This window comes from Pseudomonas sp. LPB4.O (assembly GCF_038383825.1).
Classification (GTDB): domain Bacteria; phylum Pseudomonadota; class Gammaproteobacteria; order Pseudomonadales; family Pseudomonadaceae; genus Aquipseudomonas; species Aquipseudomonas putida.
On record NZ_CP151298.1, the window covers coordinates 2,908,430 to 2,925,284 of the forward strand.

19 protein-coding genes are annotated in these 16,855 nt (G+C 63.9%); 5 read left to right on the forward strand and 14 right to left on the reverse strand.

What is annotated here, in order from left to right; all coding sequences use genetic code 11:
* The first annotated feature begins 57 nt into the window (after positions 1-57).
* Positions 58-1,617 carry a threonine ammonia-lyase, biosynthetic gene (ilvA, locus tag MRBLPB4O_RS12990; RefSeq protein ID WP_341798749.1) on the forward strand — a complete coding sequence of 520 codons (1,560 nt, stop codon included), beginning with the start codon at positions 58-60 and terminating at the stop codon, positions 1,615-1,617.
* 88 nt (positions 1,618-1,705) lie between these two features.
* Here ilvA and MRBLPB4O_RS12995 read toward each other — a convergent pair whose 3' ends face one another.
* Positions 1,706-1,912 (reverse strand): hypothetical protein, encoded by a 207-nt coding sequence (locus tag MRBLPB4O_RS12995; RefSeq protein ID WP_341798750.1) that lies wholly within the window; start codon positions 1,910-1,912, stop codon positions 1,706-1,708.
* A gap of 368 nt (positions 1,913-2,280) precedes the next feature.
* On the opposite strand from MRBLPB4O_RS12995, the gene MRBLPB4O_RS13000 reads away from it, so the two are divergent.
* Positions 2,281-3,081, forward strand: a complete 801-nt coding sequence (locus MRBLPB4O_RS13000; RefSeq protein WP_341798751.1) for a lipopolysaccharide biosynthesis protein — start codon at positions 2,281-2,283, stop codon at positions 3,079-3,081.
* 72 nt (positions 3,082-3,153) lie between these two features.
* Entirely contained in the window at positions 3,154-3,654 is a 501-nt protein-coding gene (locus MRBLPB4O_RS13005; protein ID WP_341798752.1) for a methylated-DNA--[protein]-cysteine S-methyltransferase, read from the forward strand.
* Positions 3,655-3,657: 3 nt separating this feature from the next.
* Here the strand turns inward: MRBLPB4O_RS13005 and MRBLPB4O_RS13010 are convergent, their stop codons facing one another.
* The 3 genes from MRBLPB4O_RS13010 to MRBLPB4O_RS13020 form a co-directional block, all read right to left on the reverse strand.
* On the reverse strand, positions 3,658-3,900 hold the full coding sequence (locus tag MRBLPB4O_RS13010; protein ID WP_016499490.1) for a hypothetical protein: 243 nt from the start codon (positions 3,898-3,900) through the stop codon (positions 3,658-3,660).
* Entirely contained in the window at positions 3,897-4,640 is a 744-nt protein-coding gene (locus MRBLPB4O_RS13015) for a carbon-nitrogen hydrolase family protein (protein ID WP_341798753.1), read from the reverse strand. Before MRBLPB4O_RS13015 ends, MRBLPB4O_RS13010 begins: the two co-directional genes overlap by 4 nt.
* A gap of 76 nt (positions 4,641-4,716) precedes the next feature.
* Positions 4,717-5,232 (reverse strand): DUF3016 domain-containing protein, encoded by a 516-nt coding sequence (locus MRBLPB4O_RS13020; RefSeq protein WP_341798754.1) that lies wholly within the window; start codon positions 5,230-5,232, stop codon positions 4,717-4,719.
* Between the two features lie 75 nt (positions 5,233-5,307).
* Between MRBLPB4O_RS13020 and MRBLPB4O_RS13025 the strand changes: the two genes are divergently transcribed.
* Entirely contained in the window at positions 5,308-6,039 is a 732-nt protein-coding gene (locus tag MRBLPB4O_RS13025) for a metallophosphoesterase (RefSeq protein WP_341798755.1), read from the forward strand.
* Here MRBLPB4O_RS13025 and MRBLPB4O_RS13030 read toward each other — a convergent pair.
* Together MRBLPB4O_RS13030 and MRBLPB4O_RS13035 are read right to left on the reverse strand one after the other, a co-directional pair.
* Positions 5,987-6,601, reverse strand: a complete 615-nt coding sequence (locus MRBLPB4O_RS13030) for a LysE family translocator (RefSeq protein WP_341798756.1) — start codon at positions 6,599-6,601, stop codon at positions 5,987-5,989. The two genes, MRBLPB4O_RS13025 and MRBLPB4O_RS13030, sit on opposite strands and share 53 nt — an antisense overlap.
* A gap of 105 nt (positions 6,602-6,706) precedes the next feature.
* Complete coding sequence (locus MRBLPB4O_RS13035; RefSeq protein WP_341798757.1) at positions 6,707-7,525, reverse strand: AraC family transcriptional regulator; 819 nt, start codon at positions 7,523-7,525, stop codon at positions 6,707-6,709.
* Positions 7,526-7,656: 131 nt separating this feature from the next.
* Between MRBLPB4O_RS13035 and MRBLPB4O_RS13040 the strand changes: the two genes are divergently transcribed.
* Positions 7,657-8,280, forward strand: coding sequence for a LysE family translocator (locus MRBLPB4O_RS13040; RefSeq protein WP_341798758.1), 624 nt, complete (start codon positions 7,657-7,659; stop codon positions 8,278-8,280).
* Here the strand turns inward: MRBLPB4O_RS13040 and MRBLPB4O_RS13045 are convergent.
* The 8 genes from MRBLPB4O_RS13045 to MRBLPB4O_RS13080 all read right to left on the reverse strand — a co-directional run bounded on the left by MRBLPB4O_RS13045 (position 8,277) and on the right by MRBLPB4O_RS13080 (position 16,841).
* Complete coding sequence (locus MRBLPB4O_RS13045) at positions 8,277-10,697, reverse strand: autotransporter outer membrane beta-barrel domain-containing protein (protein ID WP_341798759.1); 2,421 nt, start codon at positions 10,695-10,697, stop codon at positions 8,277-8,279. The two genes, MRBLPB4O_RS13040 and MRBLPB4O_RS13045, sit on opposite strands and share 4 nt — an antisense overlap.
* Positions 10,698-10,830: 133 nt before the next feature.
* Positions 10,831-11,106: a peptidylprolyl isomerase gene (locus MRBLPB4O_RS13050; protein WP_016499499.1), complete on the reverse strand. Its 276-nt coding sequence runs from the start codon at positions 11,104-11,106 to the stop codon at positions 10,831-10,833.
* Positions 11,107-11,205: 99 nt separating this feature from the next.
* Positions 11,206-11,685: a serine protease inhibitor ecotin gene (eco, locus tag MRBLPB4O_RS13055; protein ID WP_341798760.1), complete on the reverse strand. Its 480-nt coding sequence runs from the start codon at positions 11,683-11,685 to the stop codon at positions 11,206-11,208.
* 55 nt (positions 11,686-11,740) lie between these two features.
* The gene (hbdH, locus tag MRBLPB4O_RS13060; protein WP_341798761.1) at positions 11,741-12,511 is read right to left on the reverse strand and encodes a 3-hydroxybutyrate dehydrogenase; all 771 of its coding nucleotides are present in this window, start codon (positions 12,509-12,511) and stop codon (positions 11,741-11,743) included.
* 38 nt (positions 12,512-12,549) lie between these two features.
* Positions 12,550-13,566 (reverse strand): ABC transporter permease, encoded by a 1,017-nt coding sequence (locus MRBLPB4O_RS13065; protein WP_341798762.1) that lies wholly within the window; start codon positions 13,564-13,566, stop codon positions 12,550-12,552.
* Positions 13,566-14,624, reverse strand: a complete 1,059-nt coding sequence (locus MRBLPB4O_RS13070) for a microcin C ABC transporter permease YejB (RefSeq protein WP_341798763.1) — start codon at positions 14,622-14,624, stop codon at positions 13,566-13,568. The genes MRBLPB4O_RS13065 and MRBLPB4O_RS13070 overlap by 1 nt, the downstream gene beginning before the upstream one ends.
* Positions 14,621-16,546 carry an extracellular solute-binding protein gene (locus MRBLPB4O_RS13075; RefSeq protein WP_341798764.1) on the reverse strand — a complete coding sequence of 642 codons (1,926 nt, stop codon included), beginning with the start codon at positions 16,544-16,546 and terminating at the stop codon, positions 14,621-14,623. Before MRBLPB4O_RS13075 ends, MRBLPB4O_RS13070 begins: the two co-directional genes overlap by 4 nt.
* 13 nt (positions 16,547-16,559) lie before the next feature.
* Positions 16,560-16,841 (reverse strand): peptidylprolyl isomerase, encoded by a 282-nt coding sequence (locus tag MRBLPB4O_RS13080; protein WP_003248318.1) that lies wholly within the window; start codon positions 16,839-16,841, stop codon positions 16,560-16,562.
* Positions 16,842-16,855 lie beyond the last annotated feature (14 nt).

Consider the following 16,855-nt stretch of genomic DNA (forward strand, 5'->3'; position numbering starts at 1 on the left):
GAGGCGGGTTTTTTCTCTCTGACTCCTGGGCAACATAAAAAAGCCAAGGAGTCATCGATGACCAGCTTCAGCGTCCCTCGTCCTACCGTCACCCCCCAGCAACTGTTGTCGGAGCAGGTGCGGCGCATTCTGGCCGCGCCGGTGTACGACCTGGCCATCGAAACGCCGCTGCAAGCCGCGCCTGCACTGTCTGCCAGCCTGGGTAACCAGGTGCTGCTCAAGCGCGAAGACCTGCAACCTACCTTCTCGTTCAAGATCCGCGGCGCCTACACCCGTTTGTCACGCCTGAGTGCTGTGCAGCGCGAGCGTGGGGTAATCACCGCGTCGGCGGGCAACCATGCCCAGGGCGTGGCCCTGGCGGCGTCGCACCTGGGCATGAAGGCCACCATCGTCATGCCGACCACCACGCCGTCACTCAAAGTGGAGGGGGTGCGGTCGCGCGGCGGGCATGTGGTGCTGCACGGTGAGAGCTTCCCGCACGCCCTGGCCCATGCCCTGAAGCTGGCCGACAGCGAAGGCGCCACCTTTGTGCCGCCGTTCGATGACCCGGACGTGATCGCCGGGCAGGGCACCGTGGCCATGGAGATCCTGCGCCAGCGCCCGGGCGCGCTGGACGCCATTTTCGTACCGGTGGGCGGTGGCGGGCTGATCGCCGGTATCGCTGCCTACGTGAAGTACCTGCGCCCCGAGGTGAAGGTGATTGGCGTCGAGCCGGAGGACTCCAACTGCCTGCAGGCCGCCATGGCCGCCGGCGAGCGGGTGATCCTGCCGCAGGTCGGCACCTTCGCCGACGGTGTAGCGGTGGCGCAGATCGGCGCCCATTGTTTCGAGCTGTGCCGGCATTTTGTCGACGAAGTGGTAACCGTCAGCAGTGACGAGTTGTGCGCGGCGATCAAGGACATCTACGACGACACCCGGTCGATCACCGAGCCTTCTGGTGCCCTGGCCGTAGCCGGGATCAAGAAGTACGTGGCACGCGAGGGCGTGCAAGGGCAGACCTTGGTGGCCATTGACTCCGGGGCGAACGTCAACTTCGACCGCCTGCGCCATGTGGCCGAGCGGGCCGAGCTGGGCGAGCAGCGCGAGGCGATCATCGCCGTGACCATCCCCGAGCAGCCAGGTAGCTTCCGCGCCTTCTGCCAGGCGCTGGGCAAGCGGCAGATCACCGAATTCAACTACCGCTACTTCCCAGGCAAGGAAGCGCGCCTGTTCGTCGGGGTGCAGACTCACCCGGTGCACGACCCGCGTGATCAGCTGTTGGCCAACCTTCGTGAGCAGGGTTACAGCGTGCTGGACCTGACCGACAACGAGCTGGCCAAACTGCATGTGCGCCATACCGTGGGCGGCCACGCAGCGCCGGGCGCTGATGAGCGGGTGCTGCGCTTTGAGTTCCCCGAGCGCCCAGGGGCGTTGCTGGGCTTCCTGGAGCGGTTGGGCAAGCGTTGGAACATCAGCCTGTTCCATTACCGCAACCACGGCGCGGCGGAGGCCCGGGTATTTGCTGCGCTGGAGGTGCCGGCGGATGAGTCGGCGGGCTTGCCCTTGGCACTGGACGAGATGGGGTATCGGTATTGGGATGAGACTGACAACCCGGCGTACCAGCTGTTCCTGGGCTGACAGTTATTTTAGACACCGGGGGCCGCTGTGCGGCCCCTCGTTGCGCCTGCAGGGATCGCACGGGCGCCTGTATATCGAGCGCCCACGATCACCCCACTTCACTTCGCTTGTTCAATTGCTCGCACTGCACCTGCGCATCTGTCCGGCTCGGGTAGCTCGGCTTGAGCCTCTCCTTCGCCTGGTTGTCGTAAATGTCGAACCCTCCACACACGGTAGCGGCGTAGTAGCGGGTACCCACGCGGAACGACTCCTTTTCTATCGGCACCGCAGGAACGATAACGAATCTGGTTTGCATGTTTCGTGCCTCCCCAGGCAGAGACTTAAGTATTAGTCTCACCCGTGACAAGCATCAAGCAGGCTCATGAATAAAACCGCGTTTGATGAAATGGCGGCGGGCCGTCTGTCGCCTCCAGGGTGGTAATCGGTATTCCTGATCCAAAGTGGGGGAACAACCCTTGGGCCAGGTGGTCTGCTGAAATGGCCTAAGTCGAACCAGGCGGCATTGAACATGCACCGTCTGAGCGCTGTGCAGCGCTCCAGAACCCCGCCAGTCAGGGACATGGCGGTCGATTATGTTCAGGTAGGTAAAGTTAGGTAAAAGCGGCCACGGCATATACACGGATCAGTATTGTGGTTTGTACTGTCCAGTTAAAGATGCCATTGATGAACACACTTCCGTCGCAGCCAAGCGCTGAACGCGGGGCGTTCTCCAGTTTCGAGGCGTGTCGCAACACCCAACAGGGCCCCGTGGTGATCCTTGCCTCTGGCGCCTCTGCCAAGCATTTTCCGCTGGGCGAATTCGCCCATTTACCCATCATCGCCATGAACGGTTCGGTTGCGATGACCGCCGAACACGGCATCCAGCCATTCTTCTATGTGTGCACCGACAAAAGCTTTCGCCAGCAACAGCCGGCCCTGTTCGCTACTGCCGTGCGCGACAGCGAGCGCCTGGCGCTCTGGCCCGAGCAGTATGCGGGTGCCGATGTGCCGGTAGGCACCGAGTGCTATGCCTTGCATAAAGCGGATACGCCGGGCCTGCTGGACGGGTTGCGTGGCCATGGTGACAGCTGCGTGTGCAACCGCACCCTGTGGAGCAAACGCAGCCGCTCGATTGCCTTCAGCAAAGACTTGGCGCAGGGTTTCTTCGACGCCCGCACAGTGGCGTACGTGGCCTTGCAGTTGGCCTATCACCTGGGCTTCGAAGAAGTGTTGCTGGTGGGGGTGGACCTGGATCAGAGCGTCGGCCGCTTCTACGAGAACGGCCAGGGGCAGTGTTCGCCGTGTGGGCTCGACCAGCATTGGGAGAGCCGCATCCTGCCGTCGTTGACGCTGATGGCCAGGGAGGTCGTGAACGAGCACTTCCACGTTTATAACCTGTCGTCGATCTCGCGGATTCCAGCCGAGCTGATCCCCAGGGTCAACCTCAGGGAGGCGCGCCGGATTGCCGGTTGTGCAATTACCTGAGCAAGAAAGCGGGTGCGTGCAGGGCTGTGGATGCGTACAGTACGCCGAACGCAAACAGGCAGGAACCCGCTCATGTCCAGCGCATTCACCTTCATGCATTCGCCCGTCGGCACCCTGACCCTGGTTGCCCGCGGCCAGTGCCTGGCAGCCGTACTGTGGGAAGAGGAACGGGAAAACCGCGTGCGCCTCGGCGCCTTGCACCGTGACGACCAGTGCCCGGTGCTGCTGGACACCGTGCGGCAGCTTGGCGAGTACTTTGCGGGCAAACGCCAGCGCTTCGAGCTGGCGCTGGATTTCGCCGGTACCGAGTTCCAGCGTCAGGTGTGGGCCGCGCTGTTGGCGATACCCTTCGGTGAAACCCGCAGCTACGGCGACATCGCCCGGCAGATCGGCAACCCCAGCGCGGTGCGAGCGGTAGGCGCCGCCAATGGCCGCAACCCGATCTCGATCATCGCCCCGTGCCACCGCGTGATCGGCGCTTCGGGCAGCCTGACCGGCTTTGCCGGTGGCCTGGCGGCCAAGCAGTACTTGCTGGCGCTGGAGGGCCGGCAAAGCCTCGCGCTGGACCTGTAGCCTTCAGCTGAACCAGCTGGCGACCAGGCAGGCCAGTAACGCCAGCGCCGAGCCAGCCATGAGGGTGTACTGCCGATGGGCCCGACGTGCATGGGCCTTGACCGCACGCAGGTACTCGCCGGGTGTCGGTGCATCGGGCCGATGGCGCAAACCCTCGGCCACATCGGCAAGCTGGCCCTGGATCAGCAAGCCGACCAGGTAGTAGGTGCAGGTGTAACTCAGCAACGCCAGAAACAGATAGATCATGCCGGGTGTGGGTCCAAAGGCAGGGCCATTGCGCTGGCGTTGCCAGTGTCCAGCATGATCAGCCCTTCACTGTGGTCGTCCAGGCGGGCCAGCAAGCGCCCCTGGCTGTCCCAGGCTGCCGAACCGCCCGCACCGATGAAGGTGTCGGCTGGCCCCACGCAGTTGGCCATCAGTATCGGCATGCCCAGTTCACGTGCCACCTCCGGGTAATGTGCGTATCCCTCGCGGATGCCCTTGGCGGTTTTCGCCACGCTGACCAGATACAGGTCGGCGCCGTGCTCGCGGGCGGCCGCCGCGTGGGCCATGAACATCGATTCGTAGCAGATTGCCGGTGCCACCCGATGATCGCCTACTTGCAGCAGCAGTGCCTGATCGCCAGGGGTGAAGTAGGGCAGCTCGTCATCATGCAGGCGCCGTTTGGCATAGGCCTGGCGCGGTGCCCCGGGGCTGAAGATGGGCATGCCGATGCGAATACCGTCGGGTGTCGGCAACGGCAGGCCAACGGCCACGGTGATACCCAGGCGGTCACAGGCTGCCTGCAGCGGGCTCAGTCGCTCGGAGCTGACCGGCAAGGCGGCCTGGCGCGCAAGGCTGGGCTCATAGCCGGTCAGCGACAGTTCGGGGAACACCACCAGCGCCGCGCCAAGGGCTGCGGCCTGCTCGATGCAGGCCAGATGACGCTGGAGGTTGCCTGGCAAATCGCCCTTGAGCGACGCCAGTTGTACGGCGCACAGTTTCATGAAATACCCTTCCCTGGTACAGGTTGAAGGGTCGAGCATACTATCGGCACCAACGCCTGTACCAGTGAAGGCTTTTTCAGGTTGCCGGGTGCGTCGCGAAGCGCTGGCGGAACCAGTCGTCGAGCATGGCCTTCTCGGCATACAGGCGGTCGCTGCTGCTGGCGACCCGGCCGGGGCGGCTGAGGTACATCTTGTCGCTGACCCGTTCCTCGACGTGCTGGGCGGGTTTGCCCGGCTGGCTGAGGGTGTAGGTGAGGTCGATGCTCGGCCAGGTGATCTCGCGCATGAAACGCACATCGTAGGCCTGGCTGTGCCAGGGCTCGAAGCGCCCGGCCAGGTCGATGTCGCGGATATCGATGACCAGCTGCTGGCCCGGCTGCAGGTAACGCTGACCGAGCTTTTGCAGGTACTGGGTAAGGGACTTCATCACATAGGCGTCGGCGCCACGCTCATAACCGTGGCTGTCCAGGCTGGCGTCGCGGAATTGTTCCGGGTGGTCGAAACGCACCTCGACCTGCGCGGCCGGGGAGCCTTGTGCCATGCTGTTCAGTGACAGCGCCATGAGCACGGCACACACGAGGGCGGTACGCATGATGCACCTCCGGGGTAGATTGGGGGTGTTTCCATTTTACGCCCGCCATGGCAGCACCTGCAGAGGAAGATTGTAATGGGACGGTTTCGGCGGTTGCTCGCCAATATCCGGGGGCGTGACCTGGCGGTGGGCGATATCCATGGTCACTTCCAGCGCCTGGAACAGTGCCTTGAAGCGGTGGGGTTCGACCCCGCGGTAGACCGCCTGTTCAGTGTGGGTGACCTGGTCGACCGGGGGCCGCACAGCGAGGCCGTGCTGGAGTGGCTCGCGCAGCCTTGGTTCCATGCGGTGCAAGGTAACCATGAGGCGCTGGCAATCACTCGCGTGCGTGGGGGGCGGCTTGACCTGGACATGTACCGCGCAGCGGGTGGGAGCTGGTTCCTGGACCTGCCGCGGGCCGCACAATTGCGCTTCGTGGAGCGCTTCGAGCAGTTACCGATTGCCATCGAAGTGGAAAGCGCGGCCGGCCTGGTCGGGTTGCTGCATGCGGACAGCCCGTTTGCTGATTGGGCAGTGCTGCGTTCATGGCTGGAGCTGGAGCTGGATCACGACCCGAAGGTACGCGAGGTATGCCAGTGGTCGCGGCGGCGCCTGAAGGAAGGCGATACTCAACCTGTGCAGGGCCTGCGTGCTTTGCTGGTCGGGCACACGCCGGTGCTGAAGGCAAAGCTGCTGGGTAATGTCTGGCACCTGGACACGGGGGGCTGGGCGAGTGGCCACTTTACCTTGATGGACATGCGCACCTTGCAACTGGTCAGCCCCGGGCCAGATGCAGTAGCAGCGCCGCAGCCAATATCACCAACATGAGCCCTGAGGCCCGCTCCAGCCACGGCAGGCTGCGAGCGAAACGCCGCAGTACCCGCTGGTTACCGATGGCCACGGCCACCAGCAGGTCCCAGAGCAGGACGATGCTGAACATCCACACGGCGTAGGCCGATTTCCAGCCGGTGCTGGCGCTGGCTACCATACTGGCAAGGCTGGCATAGAACAGCGCGTTCTTGGGGTTGAGGATGCCGGACAAGAAGCCCATGCCCAGATTGTGCCACCAGCCTTGGACCCGCTGGTTGTCAGCGACTGAGCGCAGGCTGGTTTGCCCGGCATGGCGCAGGAACAGCACGCCGATGTACAGCAGGTAGCTGGCGCCGGCCAGTTGCAGGGACGTGAACAGCAGGCTGCCTTCCTGCAACACCGACAGGCCGGTGAAGGCCATGGCGATGAACGCGCCATTGGCCAGGGCAATGCCCAGGCAGGCGCCGCTGGCGATGCGCCAGCCGCTGTTGATCGAGCTGCGTGCGACCAGGAAGAAGTCCGGGCCGGGTGAGAGCAGGGCGAGGAAGTGGGCGAGGGCGATGATCAGGAACTGTTGCATGGGCGGCGCGGCTCTGCGGGGAAAACCGCAGTCTGCTGCCGGGCTTGTCAGGCGTATTGAAGAATATTGCGTGGTAGTGCCTTGGGGCTGCTGCGCAGCCCTATCTCAAGGGCTGCGCACATCCCGATACTGCCCTGGCGTCACGCCCACATGGGCCTTGAATACCCGCTGGAAATGGCTTTGGTCGGCGAACCCGAGGCGGTAGGCGACCTCCGCCAACGCCAGCCCTTCACCCAACAACTGCCGCCCGCGATTGATCCGGGCATTGAGCACATAGGCATGCGGGGTCAAGCCGGTGGCGGTGCGGAATGCGCGGATCAGCTGGTAGCGCCCAAGGCCGGCTTCGCGGGCCAGCACCTCCAGGCACAGTTGCGCGGGGTCTTGCCCTTCGAGGCGCGCGATCAACCCGCTCAACGCAGTCGCCCCCAAGGCGGGGGCTGCTGCCAGAGGGGCTTGTGCGGAAAAGTCCAGGTCACCCACAAAGGTAATCAACGCCGCATCCTTCTCACGGTTGCTGGCGCTGGAGAACAGCAACCTGTTCAGCTCGCAGAACTGCCCATACACCGCCGGCGCCCGGCAGATACGCGCCGGCTCGCCGGGCCCGGCGCCGCCCAGCCCCGACTCCAGGCGCACGTGTGCCAGCCAGTCGGCATCCACATGCAGCATCTGGTAGCTCCAGGCGTGGCCGGGCTCGGGGTTGCAGGCATGTACGCGGTGGGCTGGCACCAGCACCAGCGTGCCGGGCGTCAGCCGTTCCTGCCCATGCGCGGCGCCGCTGAAATGGCTGTGGCCGGCATCCACCGCACCGATGGAAAATGTCGGGTGACTGTGGGCCTTGTAACAGGCCCGGCTATGACAGGCGCGGCGGCTTTCCACATGCGGGAGTGCCGGGTCGCGCCACAGCGCGGCGTGGGAGCGGGGCATCACAAGGTCCTCTATTTCGCCGGCAGCGTAACAGGTGCCGCGTACCCATACAGTTTTTATCGCTGGCTGTAACTTGACCGCAAGGCCGGGCACACGCCGAAATAGACGCCTGTTGCCAAAGGAAAACAACAATGGACCTTTCAAGCCTGCTGCTTTTCATCCCCGCCTGCTTTGCCCTGAACATGGCGCCGGGGCCGAACAACCTGCTGTCGCTGCACAACGCCAGCCGCTATGGCCTGCGCACGGCCTGCGTGGCCGGGGGTGGTCGCATCGTCGCCTTCAGCGGCATGATCGCCCTGGCGGCCATGGGCCTGGCCGTGGTGCTGCATACCAGTGAATACCTGTTCCTGGCCATCAAGGTAGTGGGTGCGGCCTACCTGTTCTACATCGCCTGGCAACTGTGGCGTGCACCGGTAGGCGAGGCAGTGGTGGCAGCGGACCACCCGTGTGGCACCTGGCGCCTGACGCGCCAGGAGTTCTGGGTGGCGGCCGGCAACCCCAAGGCCATCCTGATCTTCACCGCATTCCTGCCGCAGTTCGTTACGGTCGGCAGCGCCACCCCGGTGAGCGAGCAGTTTCTTTGGCTAGGGGTGTTGTTCCTGCTGTTGGAATGGGCGGCCATTGCCCTCTATGCAGGCCTGGGCGCCTACATGCAGCGCTGGTTCAGCCAGCCTGGCCCGCGCCGCGTGTTCAACCGGGTCAGCGCCTCCCTGCTGGGCTGCGCCGGCCTCGGCTTGCTGGCGGCGCGCCGCTAGAACTGCCAGCGCACCCCCAGGTTGACGCCGCTGGCTTCCTGCTGGCGGCTGTCCAGGTTGGCGGTGTACTGCACGCCGCCATGCAGGCTCAGCGCTTGGCTGACCTGCGCCACCACGCCGCTTTCCAGTTGCACTGAGGTATAGCGGTAGTCGGTCTTGACCTTGTCGACACCATCGAAGGTCAAGGTGTCGCGGCCACCGTCGTCGTGCCACAGGTTAACCTGCGCATAGGGCTGCAGCAGGCGCCCGCTGCTTCCCGTGAACGCACCTTCCAGGCGCACACCCAAGCGCCCGGTAAGCTCGACCTGAGCGTCATGGCTGATGTGCGAGACACTATCGTTTGCGCTGTCGAGCGAGACTTTTTGTGCAATCAGCTGGGCTTGCGGCTCCAGCGTCCAGCGTTCGGACAGGGCGATGGGGTAGCCGGATTCCAGCGACGCCGTCCAGGCGTGGCCATCGATGTCCAGCTTGTCGCCGCGGTGCGAGCGGGCACGTCCATCTAGACGGGTGTACTGCAACACTGCATCCAGATACGCGCCTTGTGGCCCGACCAGCGTCCAGTAAGTGCCGACGCTGTCACCATCAAGTTTCAGGTCACCCACGCTGCGATCTTGCTCGGCCAGGGCGAAACCTTTGACGTCGGCGTCCAGGCGGCTGTGGCTGACGTAGATACCGACATGCTGACGGTAACCGTTGTCGCCGACCTTGGCATACAGGTCCTGGCCCACCTTGAAACCGTACAGGTCGCCATCCAGGCTCGGGCTGACCGTACCGCTCCATTGCTGGCGCAGGGTGCCGCCGTAGGCCTGCCCCCAACTGGCAGGCAGGGCGCCTTCGCCTTTGAGCAACTGTTGGTCGCCCTGGCGTTGATGGAAGGTGCCCAGGGCCTGGCGGGCGATAATCGCAGCGCCTCTTGGGGCGGCAGCGTAAACCGGCACCTCCGGGCGATACAGCGGCAGGCTTTCGCCTTGCACGGGGGCGGGCAGGTCAACCTGGCCAGGTGCCGGTGCGGCAACAGGTGGTGTCTGGGCCGGTGCTATCACAGGTGGCTCGCCCGGCTGTGAAGGTTGTGTGGGTTGTTCGGGCTCGGGTACCGGTGCTGGAGCGGGTGGCGCGACCAGCGTCGAGCGCAGGTACCAGCTGTTTTCGCTGCCAGCGGTTACACCGCCTTTGAACAACCGGTAGTCATAGGCACCCACCGATAGCGTTTGCGTCTGCACGAATGCAGTGGCCGTGCTGGTGGCGCCGTCACGGGCTTCGACAACCTGGATGCCGTTCTGTGCAGTTGCTGCCCCCGCGCCATTGAGGTTGTTGACGAGCAATTGCGTGGAGCCGCTAATGGCGCCACGGCTGACCACCAGGCGGTCGGAGGCAGCGCCATCGCCTGCCAGCACGCTATTCAGGCGCAGGGTGCCGTTGTTACCGGTGTAATCGCCCTGAACGGTCAGGCGGCCTTGAGCGTCGTTGCCACGACTCAGGTCGATGGTGCCGGCGTTGACTACCGATACCTTGCTGTCACTCTGGATGCTGACGATGCTGCCCTGACGGCTGTTCAGCGTGCTGCTTGCATCGATTTGCAGGGTCCCGGTCCCAGTGGCCGGGATCACGCGCGGCTGATCGCTGCCCAGGTCTCCCAGCGTAAGGGTGTCGTTGAGGGTGAGCCGGCTGCCTTGCTGGAGGTTGATGGACTCCCAGTTTATGTACGACGCACCTTGGCCGACCTGACTCTGCTCGAATGTCAGTGTGTCCGTGCCGGTACCGCCGTCCAGGATAACGGCAGAGTTGCCCAGGTCGAGGGCGCGGACGATGGCGGTGTCATCGTCATTCTCCATGATGACCCGCTTACCGATCTGGCCACCCGTCCAGGTAAATTCATCCTTGCCGTTGCCAGTGCGTATTTCGCCTTTGAGCGTGCCGCCGCTGATGGTTATCTTGTCAACGCCGCTACTGGTACTGATATCACCGCCGACGGTGCCGCCCGTCATGATGATCGTGTCGTTGCCAAGCCCGCTGACCACGTTGCCAACAACAACGGTTTCGACACCGAGCCCTTGGGAAATCTCGAGGAAGTTGTCAGCGAGCTTGAGATCGATTCGGCCAATGCTGCCGCCTTTGAACCACGCCGTGTCACCATCTTCAAAAGCGCCCGTGATGGTGCCGCCGGTCATGGTGAACGTGTCCATGTCACCACCTTGGTTCAATGACCCGAGCGTGCCGCCAGACATGGTGAAGGTGTCTTGGCCATTGCCTTGTTGCAATGACTGGACCGTTCCGCCGCTGAGGGTGAACTCATCAGCGGCATCGGTTTGCACGAGGGCGCCAAGGGTCTCACCGGGGGTAACCGTCAGGGATTGGGAATGAGCCAGTAATGGCAGTGCCAGCAGGGGGATGGGCAGCAGCAAGCGGGGGCATCGCATAGGCAGGTCTCCGGGTCCATTCAAGGGTCCACTACCTGAAGCGACGCCAGCAGGACGGCTTCGGCCCTGCCGGAGTTGTATGCAATGTAAGGTGACGGGACAACTGGCAAAAATGTCAGGTGGCCCGCTGCCATCAATCGCGGTAGAACGTTTGCACCAGGTGGTAGCCGAACTTGCTCTTGATCGGCCCGTGCACCACACGCAAAGGTTTCTTGAAAATTACCTGGTCGATAGCGCCGACCATCTGGCCCGGGCGGACTTCGCCCAGATCGCCGCCGCGCTTGCCCGAAGGGCAGATAGAAAACTTTTTGGCGAGCACGTCGAAAGCCTCGCCGTTGGCGATGCGCTGTTTGAGCTTTTCGGCTTCGTCAGCGGTCTTGACCAGGATGTGGCGGGCTTGGGCTTTCATGAGGTACCTGTGCTTCGGGCGCGAAAAAAGGGGCGCATTATGCCTGATAGATTCGCCTTGTAGGAGCGGCACAAGGCCGCTCCTGCAGGGACCGCGGTATTACTCTGCTTTGGCCTTTTGCACGTCCTGCGACGCCGACCAGATGCGGTAGCGCACCTCGACATCCTTGGGCACATACACCACCACCGGCAGCTTGCTGTTGTAGCGCAGCATGAAGCCGTCACCGATTACCGGCACGAAGGCCTTGGTCTTCTTGCCATCCGGGCAGGCCATCAGGGTGCTGGCTGGGCCGCTGACTTTGTCCAGGCGGTAGTAGTTGTAACCCCAGCCTTCCAGGGTGCGTTCTTCCAGGCTGCCGCCCAGGCGCTGGCGATTGCAGTCGACCTGCAACGTCTTGCCGGCGAGGATTTCCAGTTTGTAGGCCGATTCATCGGCCTGTGCCGGCAGGTGGATAACCTGCCGGGTAAAGCCTTTTTCCGCTGCGGGGTAAGGCGCGACGTCCTTCAGGCTGGCCGCCATCACAGGCGTGGCGGCAGCCAGGGTGAGGGCCAGAATTGCGGTCATCGGGGTAGGGCGCATAGGGCCTCCTTGCAGATAAACGAATGCGAACCCGCCGCCAGGCCCGGGCTGCCCGTCACTGGGCCAACCAGCCACCATCGACGTTCCAGGCGGCGCCGCGAACCTGGCTTGCGGCCTCGCTGCACAGGAATAGTACCAGTTCACCCAGGTGCTCGGGGGTGACAAACGCCAGCGACGGTTGCTTTTCGGCCAGCAGATCATGCTGTGCTTGCAGCAGATCGCCACCGTTGGCAGCACGATCGTCAATCTGCTTTTGCACCAGCGGGGTCAGCACCCAGCCGGGGCAGATGGCGTTGCAGGTGACATTGCTGGTCGCGGTTTCCAGCCCTACCACCTTGGTCAGGCCGATCATACCATGCTTGGCTGCCACGTAGGCCGCCTTGCCGGTCGAGCCGACCAGGCCATGCACCGAGGCAATGTTGATGATGCGCCCCCAGTTGCGCGTGCGCATGCCCGGCAGGGCCAGGCGCGTGCCATGGAACACGGCTGACAGGTTCAGGGCAATGATCTTGTCCCAGCTTTCCAGCGGAAACTGCTCCACCGGCGCTACATGCTGGATGCCGGCGTTGTTGACCAGGATGTCGACGCCACCGAATTGGCGTTCGGCCAGGGCGAACAGCGCTTCAATCTGGGCCACGTCCGACAGGTCGGCCGGGTGGTGAACCACCTTCACGCCATGGCGGGCGATGTCGGCAATAGCCGGTGCCGGGTCGCCAAAGCCGTTGAGCACGATATTGGCGCCAGCGCGGGCCAGCACTTGGGCGATACCCAGGCCGATGCCGCTGGTGGAACCGGTGACGAGTGCAGTCTTGCCTTTGAGGGTCATGCAAAGCTCCTTGTCATGTAAAAGCCGAGCGTGAAAATTCATCCTCGGGGATCAAACGCTTCGCGCAAGCCATCCCCGATAAACACCAGCAATGACAAGATCACCGCCAGCGCAAAAAACGCCGTAAAGCCCAGCCACGGCGCTTCCAGATGTTGCTTGCCCTGGGTCACCAGCTCACCCAGCGAGGCACTCCCGGCCGGCATGCCGAAACCGAGAAAATCCAGTGCAGTCAGGGTGGTGATTGCCCCGGTCAGCATGAACGGTACATAGGTCAGCGTGGCGTTCATGGCATTGGGCAAGATATGCCGCAGCATCACCTGGCTGTCCGGCAACCCCAGCGCGCGAGCGGCTTTCACGTACTCCAGGTTGCGCCCACGCAGGAACTCGGCGCGCACGACATCGACCAGGGCAAGCCAGGAGAATAGCGCCATGATGCCCAGCAGCCACCAGAAATCCGGCTCGACAAAACCGCTGAGAATGATCAGCAGGTACAGCACCGGCAACCCCGACCACACCTCCAGCAGGCGTTGCCCGAGCAGGTCCACCCAGCCGCCGTGGTAGCCCTGCAACGCGCCGGCCACTACGCCGATAAACACGCTGACCACGGTCAGTGCAAAGGCAAACAGCAGCGATACCCGCGTGCCATACAGCACCCGAGCCAGCACATCGCGGCCCTGGTCGTCGGTGCCTAGCCAGTTGCTCGCGCTGGGCGGGCTGGGGGTGGGTACCAGCAAGTCGTAGTTGGGGGTGTCGGCGCTGAACGGGATGGGCGCGAACAGCATCCAGCCGCCCTGGCCTGCGATCAATTGCCGTACATAGGCACTGCGATAGTCGGGCTGGAATGGCAGCTGGCCGCCGAATTCCTGTTCGGTGTAGCGCTTGAGCGCCGGTACGTACAGGTCGCCCTTGTAGCCCAACAGCAGCGGCTTGTCGTTGGCCACCAGCTCAGCGCACAGGCACAACAGCAGAAGGCCGGCGAACAGCCACAGCGAGACCCAGCCGAGGCGGTTGCGGCGAAAGCGTTGCAGGCGGCGGCGCGAGACGGGCGAAAGCATCAGTGCGCCCTCGTGTCGAAGTCGATACGCGGGTCGAGCAGGGTGTACGACAGGTCACCGATCAGGCGGATTAACAGGCCTGCCAGGGTGAAGATGAATAGGGTGCCGAACACCACCGGGTAATCTCGCGACACGGCGGCCTCGTAGCTCAGGCGGCCCAGGCCATCGAGGGAGAAGATCACCTCGATCAGCAACGAACCGGCGAAAAACACCGTGATCAGTGCCTGCGGTAACCCGGCCACCACCAGCAGCATGGCATTGCGCAGCACATGGCCGTACAGCACCCGGCGCTCACTCAAGCCTTTGGCGCGGGCGGTGACCACGTACTGGCGGGAAATCTCGTCCAGGAAGGCGTTCTTGGTCAGCAACGTAAGGGTTGCGAAACCGCCAATCACCAAGGCCCCGACCGGCAGCACCAGGTGCCAGAAGTAGTCGGCCACCTTGCCCACCAGGCTGAGTTCGTCGAAGTTTTCCGAGACCAGGCCACGTACCGGGAACCAGTTGAGCGAGGTGCCGCCGGCGAACAGCACGATCAGCAGCAAGGCGAACAGGAACGAGGGCAGGGCGTAGCCGATCACGATCAGTGCGCTGCTCCAGGCATCGAAACGGCTGCCGTGGCGCACCGCCTTGCGGATACCCAGCGGGATCGATACCAGGTAGGTGATCAGGGTGGCCCAGAAGCCCAGCGACAGGGTGACCGGTAACTTGTCGAGGATCAGGTCGGTGACTTTGGCACCACGGAAGAAACTGCTGCCAAAGTCCAGGCGGGCATACTGGCCGAGCATCAACCACAGGCGTTCGGGGGCGGACTTGTCAAAGCCGTACTGGCGCTTGATCTCTTCGATCAGTTTCGGGTCCAGGCCGCGGGCGGCCCGCGACTCGCTGTGCACCACTTCCGCCCGGGCGCCGGGTGCGCCGCCACCCAGGCCTTGCAGCCGCGCCACGGCCTGTTCCACCGGGCCACCCGGGGCGGCCTGGACGATGGCGAAATTCACCAGCAGGATCGCCAGCAGCGTCGGGATGATCAACAACAGGCGGCGCAGGATATAGGTGGTCATGGCGAGGTCTTCCGGCGTTCGGCCATTTGCGCGTTGGTCAACGGGGTGGGGCTAACCTCCCACCAGGTGTCCAGGCCTTCGTCAAAGGCGGCCTGGACTTTGGGCAGGCCGAAACGGTTCCACCAGACGGTGGAGCTGCCCGGCGGGTAATAGTTGGGGATCCAGTAATAGTTCCATTGCAGCACCCGGTCCAGGGCATGGGCGTGCTGCAGCATGTGGGCCTGGGTGTCGGCGCGCACCAGGCCGTCGATCAGCTGGTCCACGGCCGGGTCCTGCAACACCATCAGGTTGTTCGAGCCGGGGTCGTGGGCGGCTGCCGAGCCAAAATAGTTGTACAGCTCGGCACCGGGCGACAGGGTGACCGGGTAGCCGGTGACGATCATGTCGTAGTCGCGTGCCATCAGGCGGTTGACGTACTGGGCTGAATCGACATTGCGAATGTTCAAGGTGACGCCGATCTGTGCCAGGTTGCGTTTCCACGGCAGCAGCAGGCGCTCCAGGCCGGACTGGCCGTTGAGGAAGGTGAATGCCAGCGGCGTGCCCTGGTTGTTCACCAGGCGGTCACCTTCGGGGTGCCAGCCGGCTTGTTCGAGCAGCGCCAGGGCCTGCAACTGCTGCTTGCGGATAACCCCCGAGCCATCGGTGACCGGTGCGGTAAACACGGTGGTGAAGACTTCGTCCGGTACTTTGCCACGCAGCGGATCGAGCAGCTTGAGTTCGCCGGCATCCGGCAGCTTGCGGGCTGCCAGCGGGGTGTTGGAGAACACGCTCTGCTGGCGGATGTACAGGTTGCGCATCATCTGCCGGTTGCTCCACTCGTAGTCCCACAGCATGCCCAGCGCCTGGCGCACGCGGCGGTCCTTGAACTGCGGCTGGTCGAGGTTGAACACGAAACCCTGGGCAACCTGCGGTTTGGCCGGGCCCAGGTGGGCGCGGTGCAGGCGGCCGTCGTCCAGTTGCGCGCCGTTGTAGCCCAGGGTGTAGGCGGTGGCGGAGAACTCGCGGTTATAGTCGTAGCCACCGCCTTTGAGCACCTGCCGCGCCACTTCGGTGTCGCCGAAGTACTCGATGCGCAGCTGGTCGAAATTGTAGCGGCCACGGCTGGCCGGCAGGTTGCGCGCCCACCAGGTCGGGTTGCGCTCGAAGGTGATGCTGCGGCCGTTGTCGATGCGCCCGATGCGGTATGGCCCGCTGCCGACCGGCTTGTCGAAGCCGGCACCATTGGCGAAGTCGCGCTGCTGCCAGTCATGTTCGGGCAGCACCGGCAGGCTGGCGAGGTCCAGCGCCAGGGTGCGGCCGTGGTCGGGCTTGAAGTCGAAGCGCACGTGCTGCGGGCCTTCCACGGTGACGCCGGTCACGTCGGCGAACTGGGTTCGGTATTTAAGGCTGCCTTTGATCATCAACAGTTCGAAGGTGAACCGTACGTCCTCGGCGCGCACCGGTTTGCCATCGGCGAAGGTGGCACGCGGATCAATCTCGAAACGCAGCCAGGCATCCTCTGGGCCACGCTCCATGTTCCGGGCGATCAGGCCGTAGACGGTGTAGGGTTCATCGAACGAGCGTACCGCCAGTGGCGCGTACAGCAGGCCGTCGACCTCGCTGACGCCGATGCCCTTGTCGATGTACGGCAGGATATGGTCGAACTGGCCGATCTCGATGGCCGAGCGGCGCAGGATGCCGCCTTTGGGGGCGTCGGGGTTTACGTAGTCGAAATGCTGGAAGTTGGGGGTGTAGCGGGGGGCTTCGTCGTAGACGGTGAGGGCGTGGGTTGGGGCCGCCTGTGTATTGAAGACAAGACTAAGCAGGAGCAGGCCACACAATCCCTGTGGGAGCGGGCATGCCCGCGAATAGGCCAGACCAGACAACCTCGTTGACTGCTCCGACGCATTCGCGGGCACGCCCGCTCCCACAGGGAGTTTCATCGGCTGCGAGGACTTAGTCCTGGCGGCTGGTCACTTCCAGCAGGTGGTAGCCGAACTGGGTCTTCACCGGGCCTTGCACGGTGTTGACCGGGGCGCTGAACACCACGGTGTCGAATTCCTTGACCATCTGGCCCGGGCCGAACGAGCCCAGGTCACCGCCCTGACGGCTGGACGGGCAGGTGGAGTTGGCTTTGGCGATTTCGGCGAAGTCGGCGCCTGCTTCGATCTGGGCTTTCAGTTCGTTGCACTTGTCTTCGCTGCTGACCAGGATGTGGCGGGCGGTTGCACGGGCCATGGGTACTGCTCCTT

What these genes read in the sequence shown, in the direction of transcription:
- ilvA (WP_341798749.1), top strand. Translation starts at nt 58, where the DNA reads ATGACCAGCTTCAGCGTCCCTCGTCCTACCGTCACCCCCCAGCAACTG.
- MRBLPB4O_RS12995 (WP_341798750.1), bottom strand. Translation starts at nt 1,912, where the DNA reads ATGCAAACCAGATTCGTTATCGTTCCTGCGGTGCCGATAGAAAAGGAG.
- MRBLPB4O_RS13000 (WP_341798751.1), top strand. Translation starts at nt 2,281, where the DNA reads ATGAACACACTTCCGTCGCAGCCAAGCGCTGAACGCGGGGCGTTCTCC.
- MRBLPB4O_RS13005 (WP_341798752.1), top strand. Translation starts at nt 3,154, where the DNA reads ATGTCCAGCGCATTCACCTTCATGCATTCGCCCGTCGGCACCCTGACC.
- MRBLPB4O_RS13010 (WP_016499490.1), bottom strand. Translation starts at nt 3,900, where the DNA reads ATGATCTATCTGTTTCTGGCGTTGCTGAGTTACACCTGCACCTACTAC.
- MRBLPB4O_RS13015 (WP_341798753.1), bottom strand. Translation starts at nt 4,640, where the DNA reads ATGAAACTGTGCGCCGTACAACTGGCGTCGCTCAAGGGCGATTTGCCA.
- MRBLPB4O_RS13020 (WP_341798754.1), bottom strand. Translation starts at nt 5,232, where the DNA reads ATGCGTACCGCCCTCGTGTGTGCCGTGCTCATGGCGCTGTCACTGAAC.
- MRBLPB4O_RS13025 (WP_341798755.1), top strand. Translation starts at nt 5,308, where the DNA reads ATGGGACGGTTTCGGCGGTTGCTCGCCAATATCCGGGGGCGTGACCTG.
- MRBLPB4O_RS13030 (WP_341798756.1), bottom strand. Translation starts at nt 6,601, where the DNA reads ATGCAACAGTTCCTGATCATCGCCCTCGCCCACTTCCTCGCCCTGCTC.
- MRBLPB4O_RS13035 (WP_341798757.1), bottom strand. Translation starts at nt 7,525, where the DNA reads ATGCCCCGCTCCCACGCCGCGCTGTGGCGCGACCCGGCACTCCCGCAT.
- MRBLPB4O_RS13040 (WP_341798758.1), top strand. Translation starts at nt 7,657, where the DNA reads ATGGACCTTTCAAGCCTGCTGCTTTTCATCCCCGCCTGCTTTGCCCTG.
- MRBLPB4O_RS13045 (WP_341798759.1), bottom strand. Translation starts at nt 10,697, where the DNA reads ATGCGATGCCCCCGCTTGCTGCTGCCCATCCCCCTGCTGGCACTGCCA.
- MRBLPB4O_RS13050 (WP_016499499.1), bottom strand. Translation starts at nt 11,106, where the DNA reads ATGAAAGCCCAAGCCCGCCACATCCTGGTCAAGACCGCTGACGAAGCC.
- eco (WP_341798760.1), bottom strand. Translation starts at nt 11,685, where the DNA reads ATGCGCCCTACCCCGATGACCGCAATTCTGGCCCTCACCCTGGCTGCC.
- hbdH (WP_341798761.1), bottom strand. Translation starts at nt 12,511, where the DNA reads ATGACCCTCAAAGGCAAGACTGCACTCGTCACCGGTTCCACCAGCGGC.
- MRBLPB4O_RS13065 (WP_341798762.1), bottom strand. Translation starts at nt 13,566, where the DNA reads ATGCTTTCGCCCGTCTCGCGCCGCCGCCTGCAACGCTTTCGCCGCAAC.
- MRBLPB4O_RS13070 (WP_341798763.1), bottom strand. Translation starts at nt 14,624, where the DNA reads ATGACCACCTATATCCTGCGCCGCCTGTTGTTGATCATCCCGACGCTG.
- MRBLPB4O_RS13075 (WP_341798764.1), bottom strand. Translation starts at nt 16,546, where the DNA reads ATGAAACTCCCTGTGGGAGCGGGCGTGCCCGCGAATGCGTCGGAGCAG.
- MRBLPB4O_RS13080 (WP_003248318.1), bottom strand. Translation starts at nt 16,841, where the DNA reads ATGGCCCGTGCAACCGCCCGCCACATCCTGGTCAGCAGCGAAGACAAG.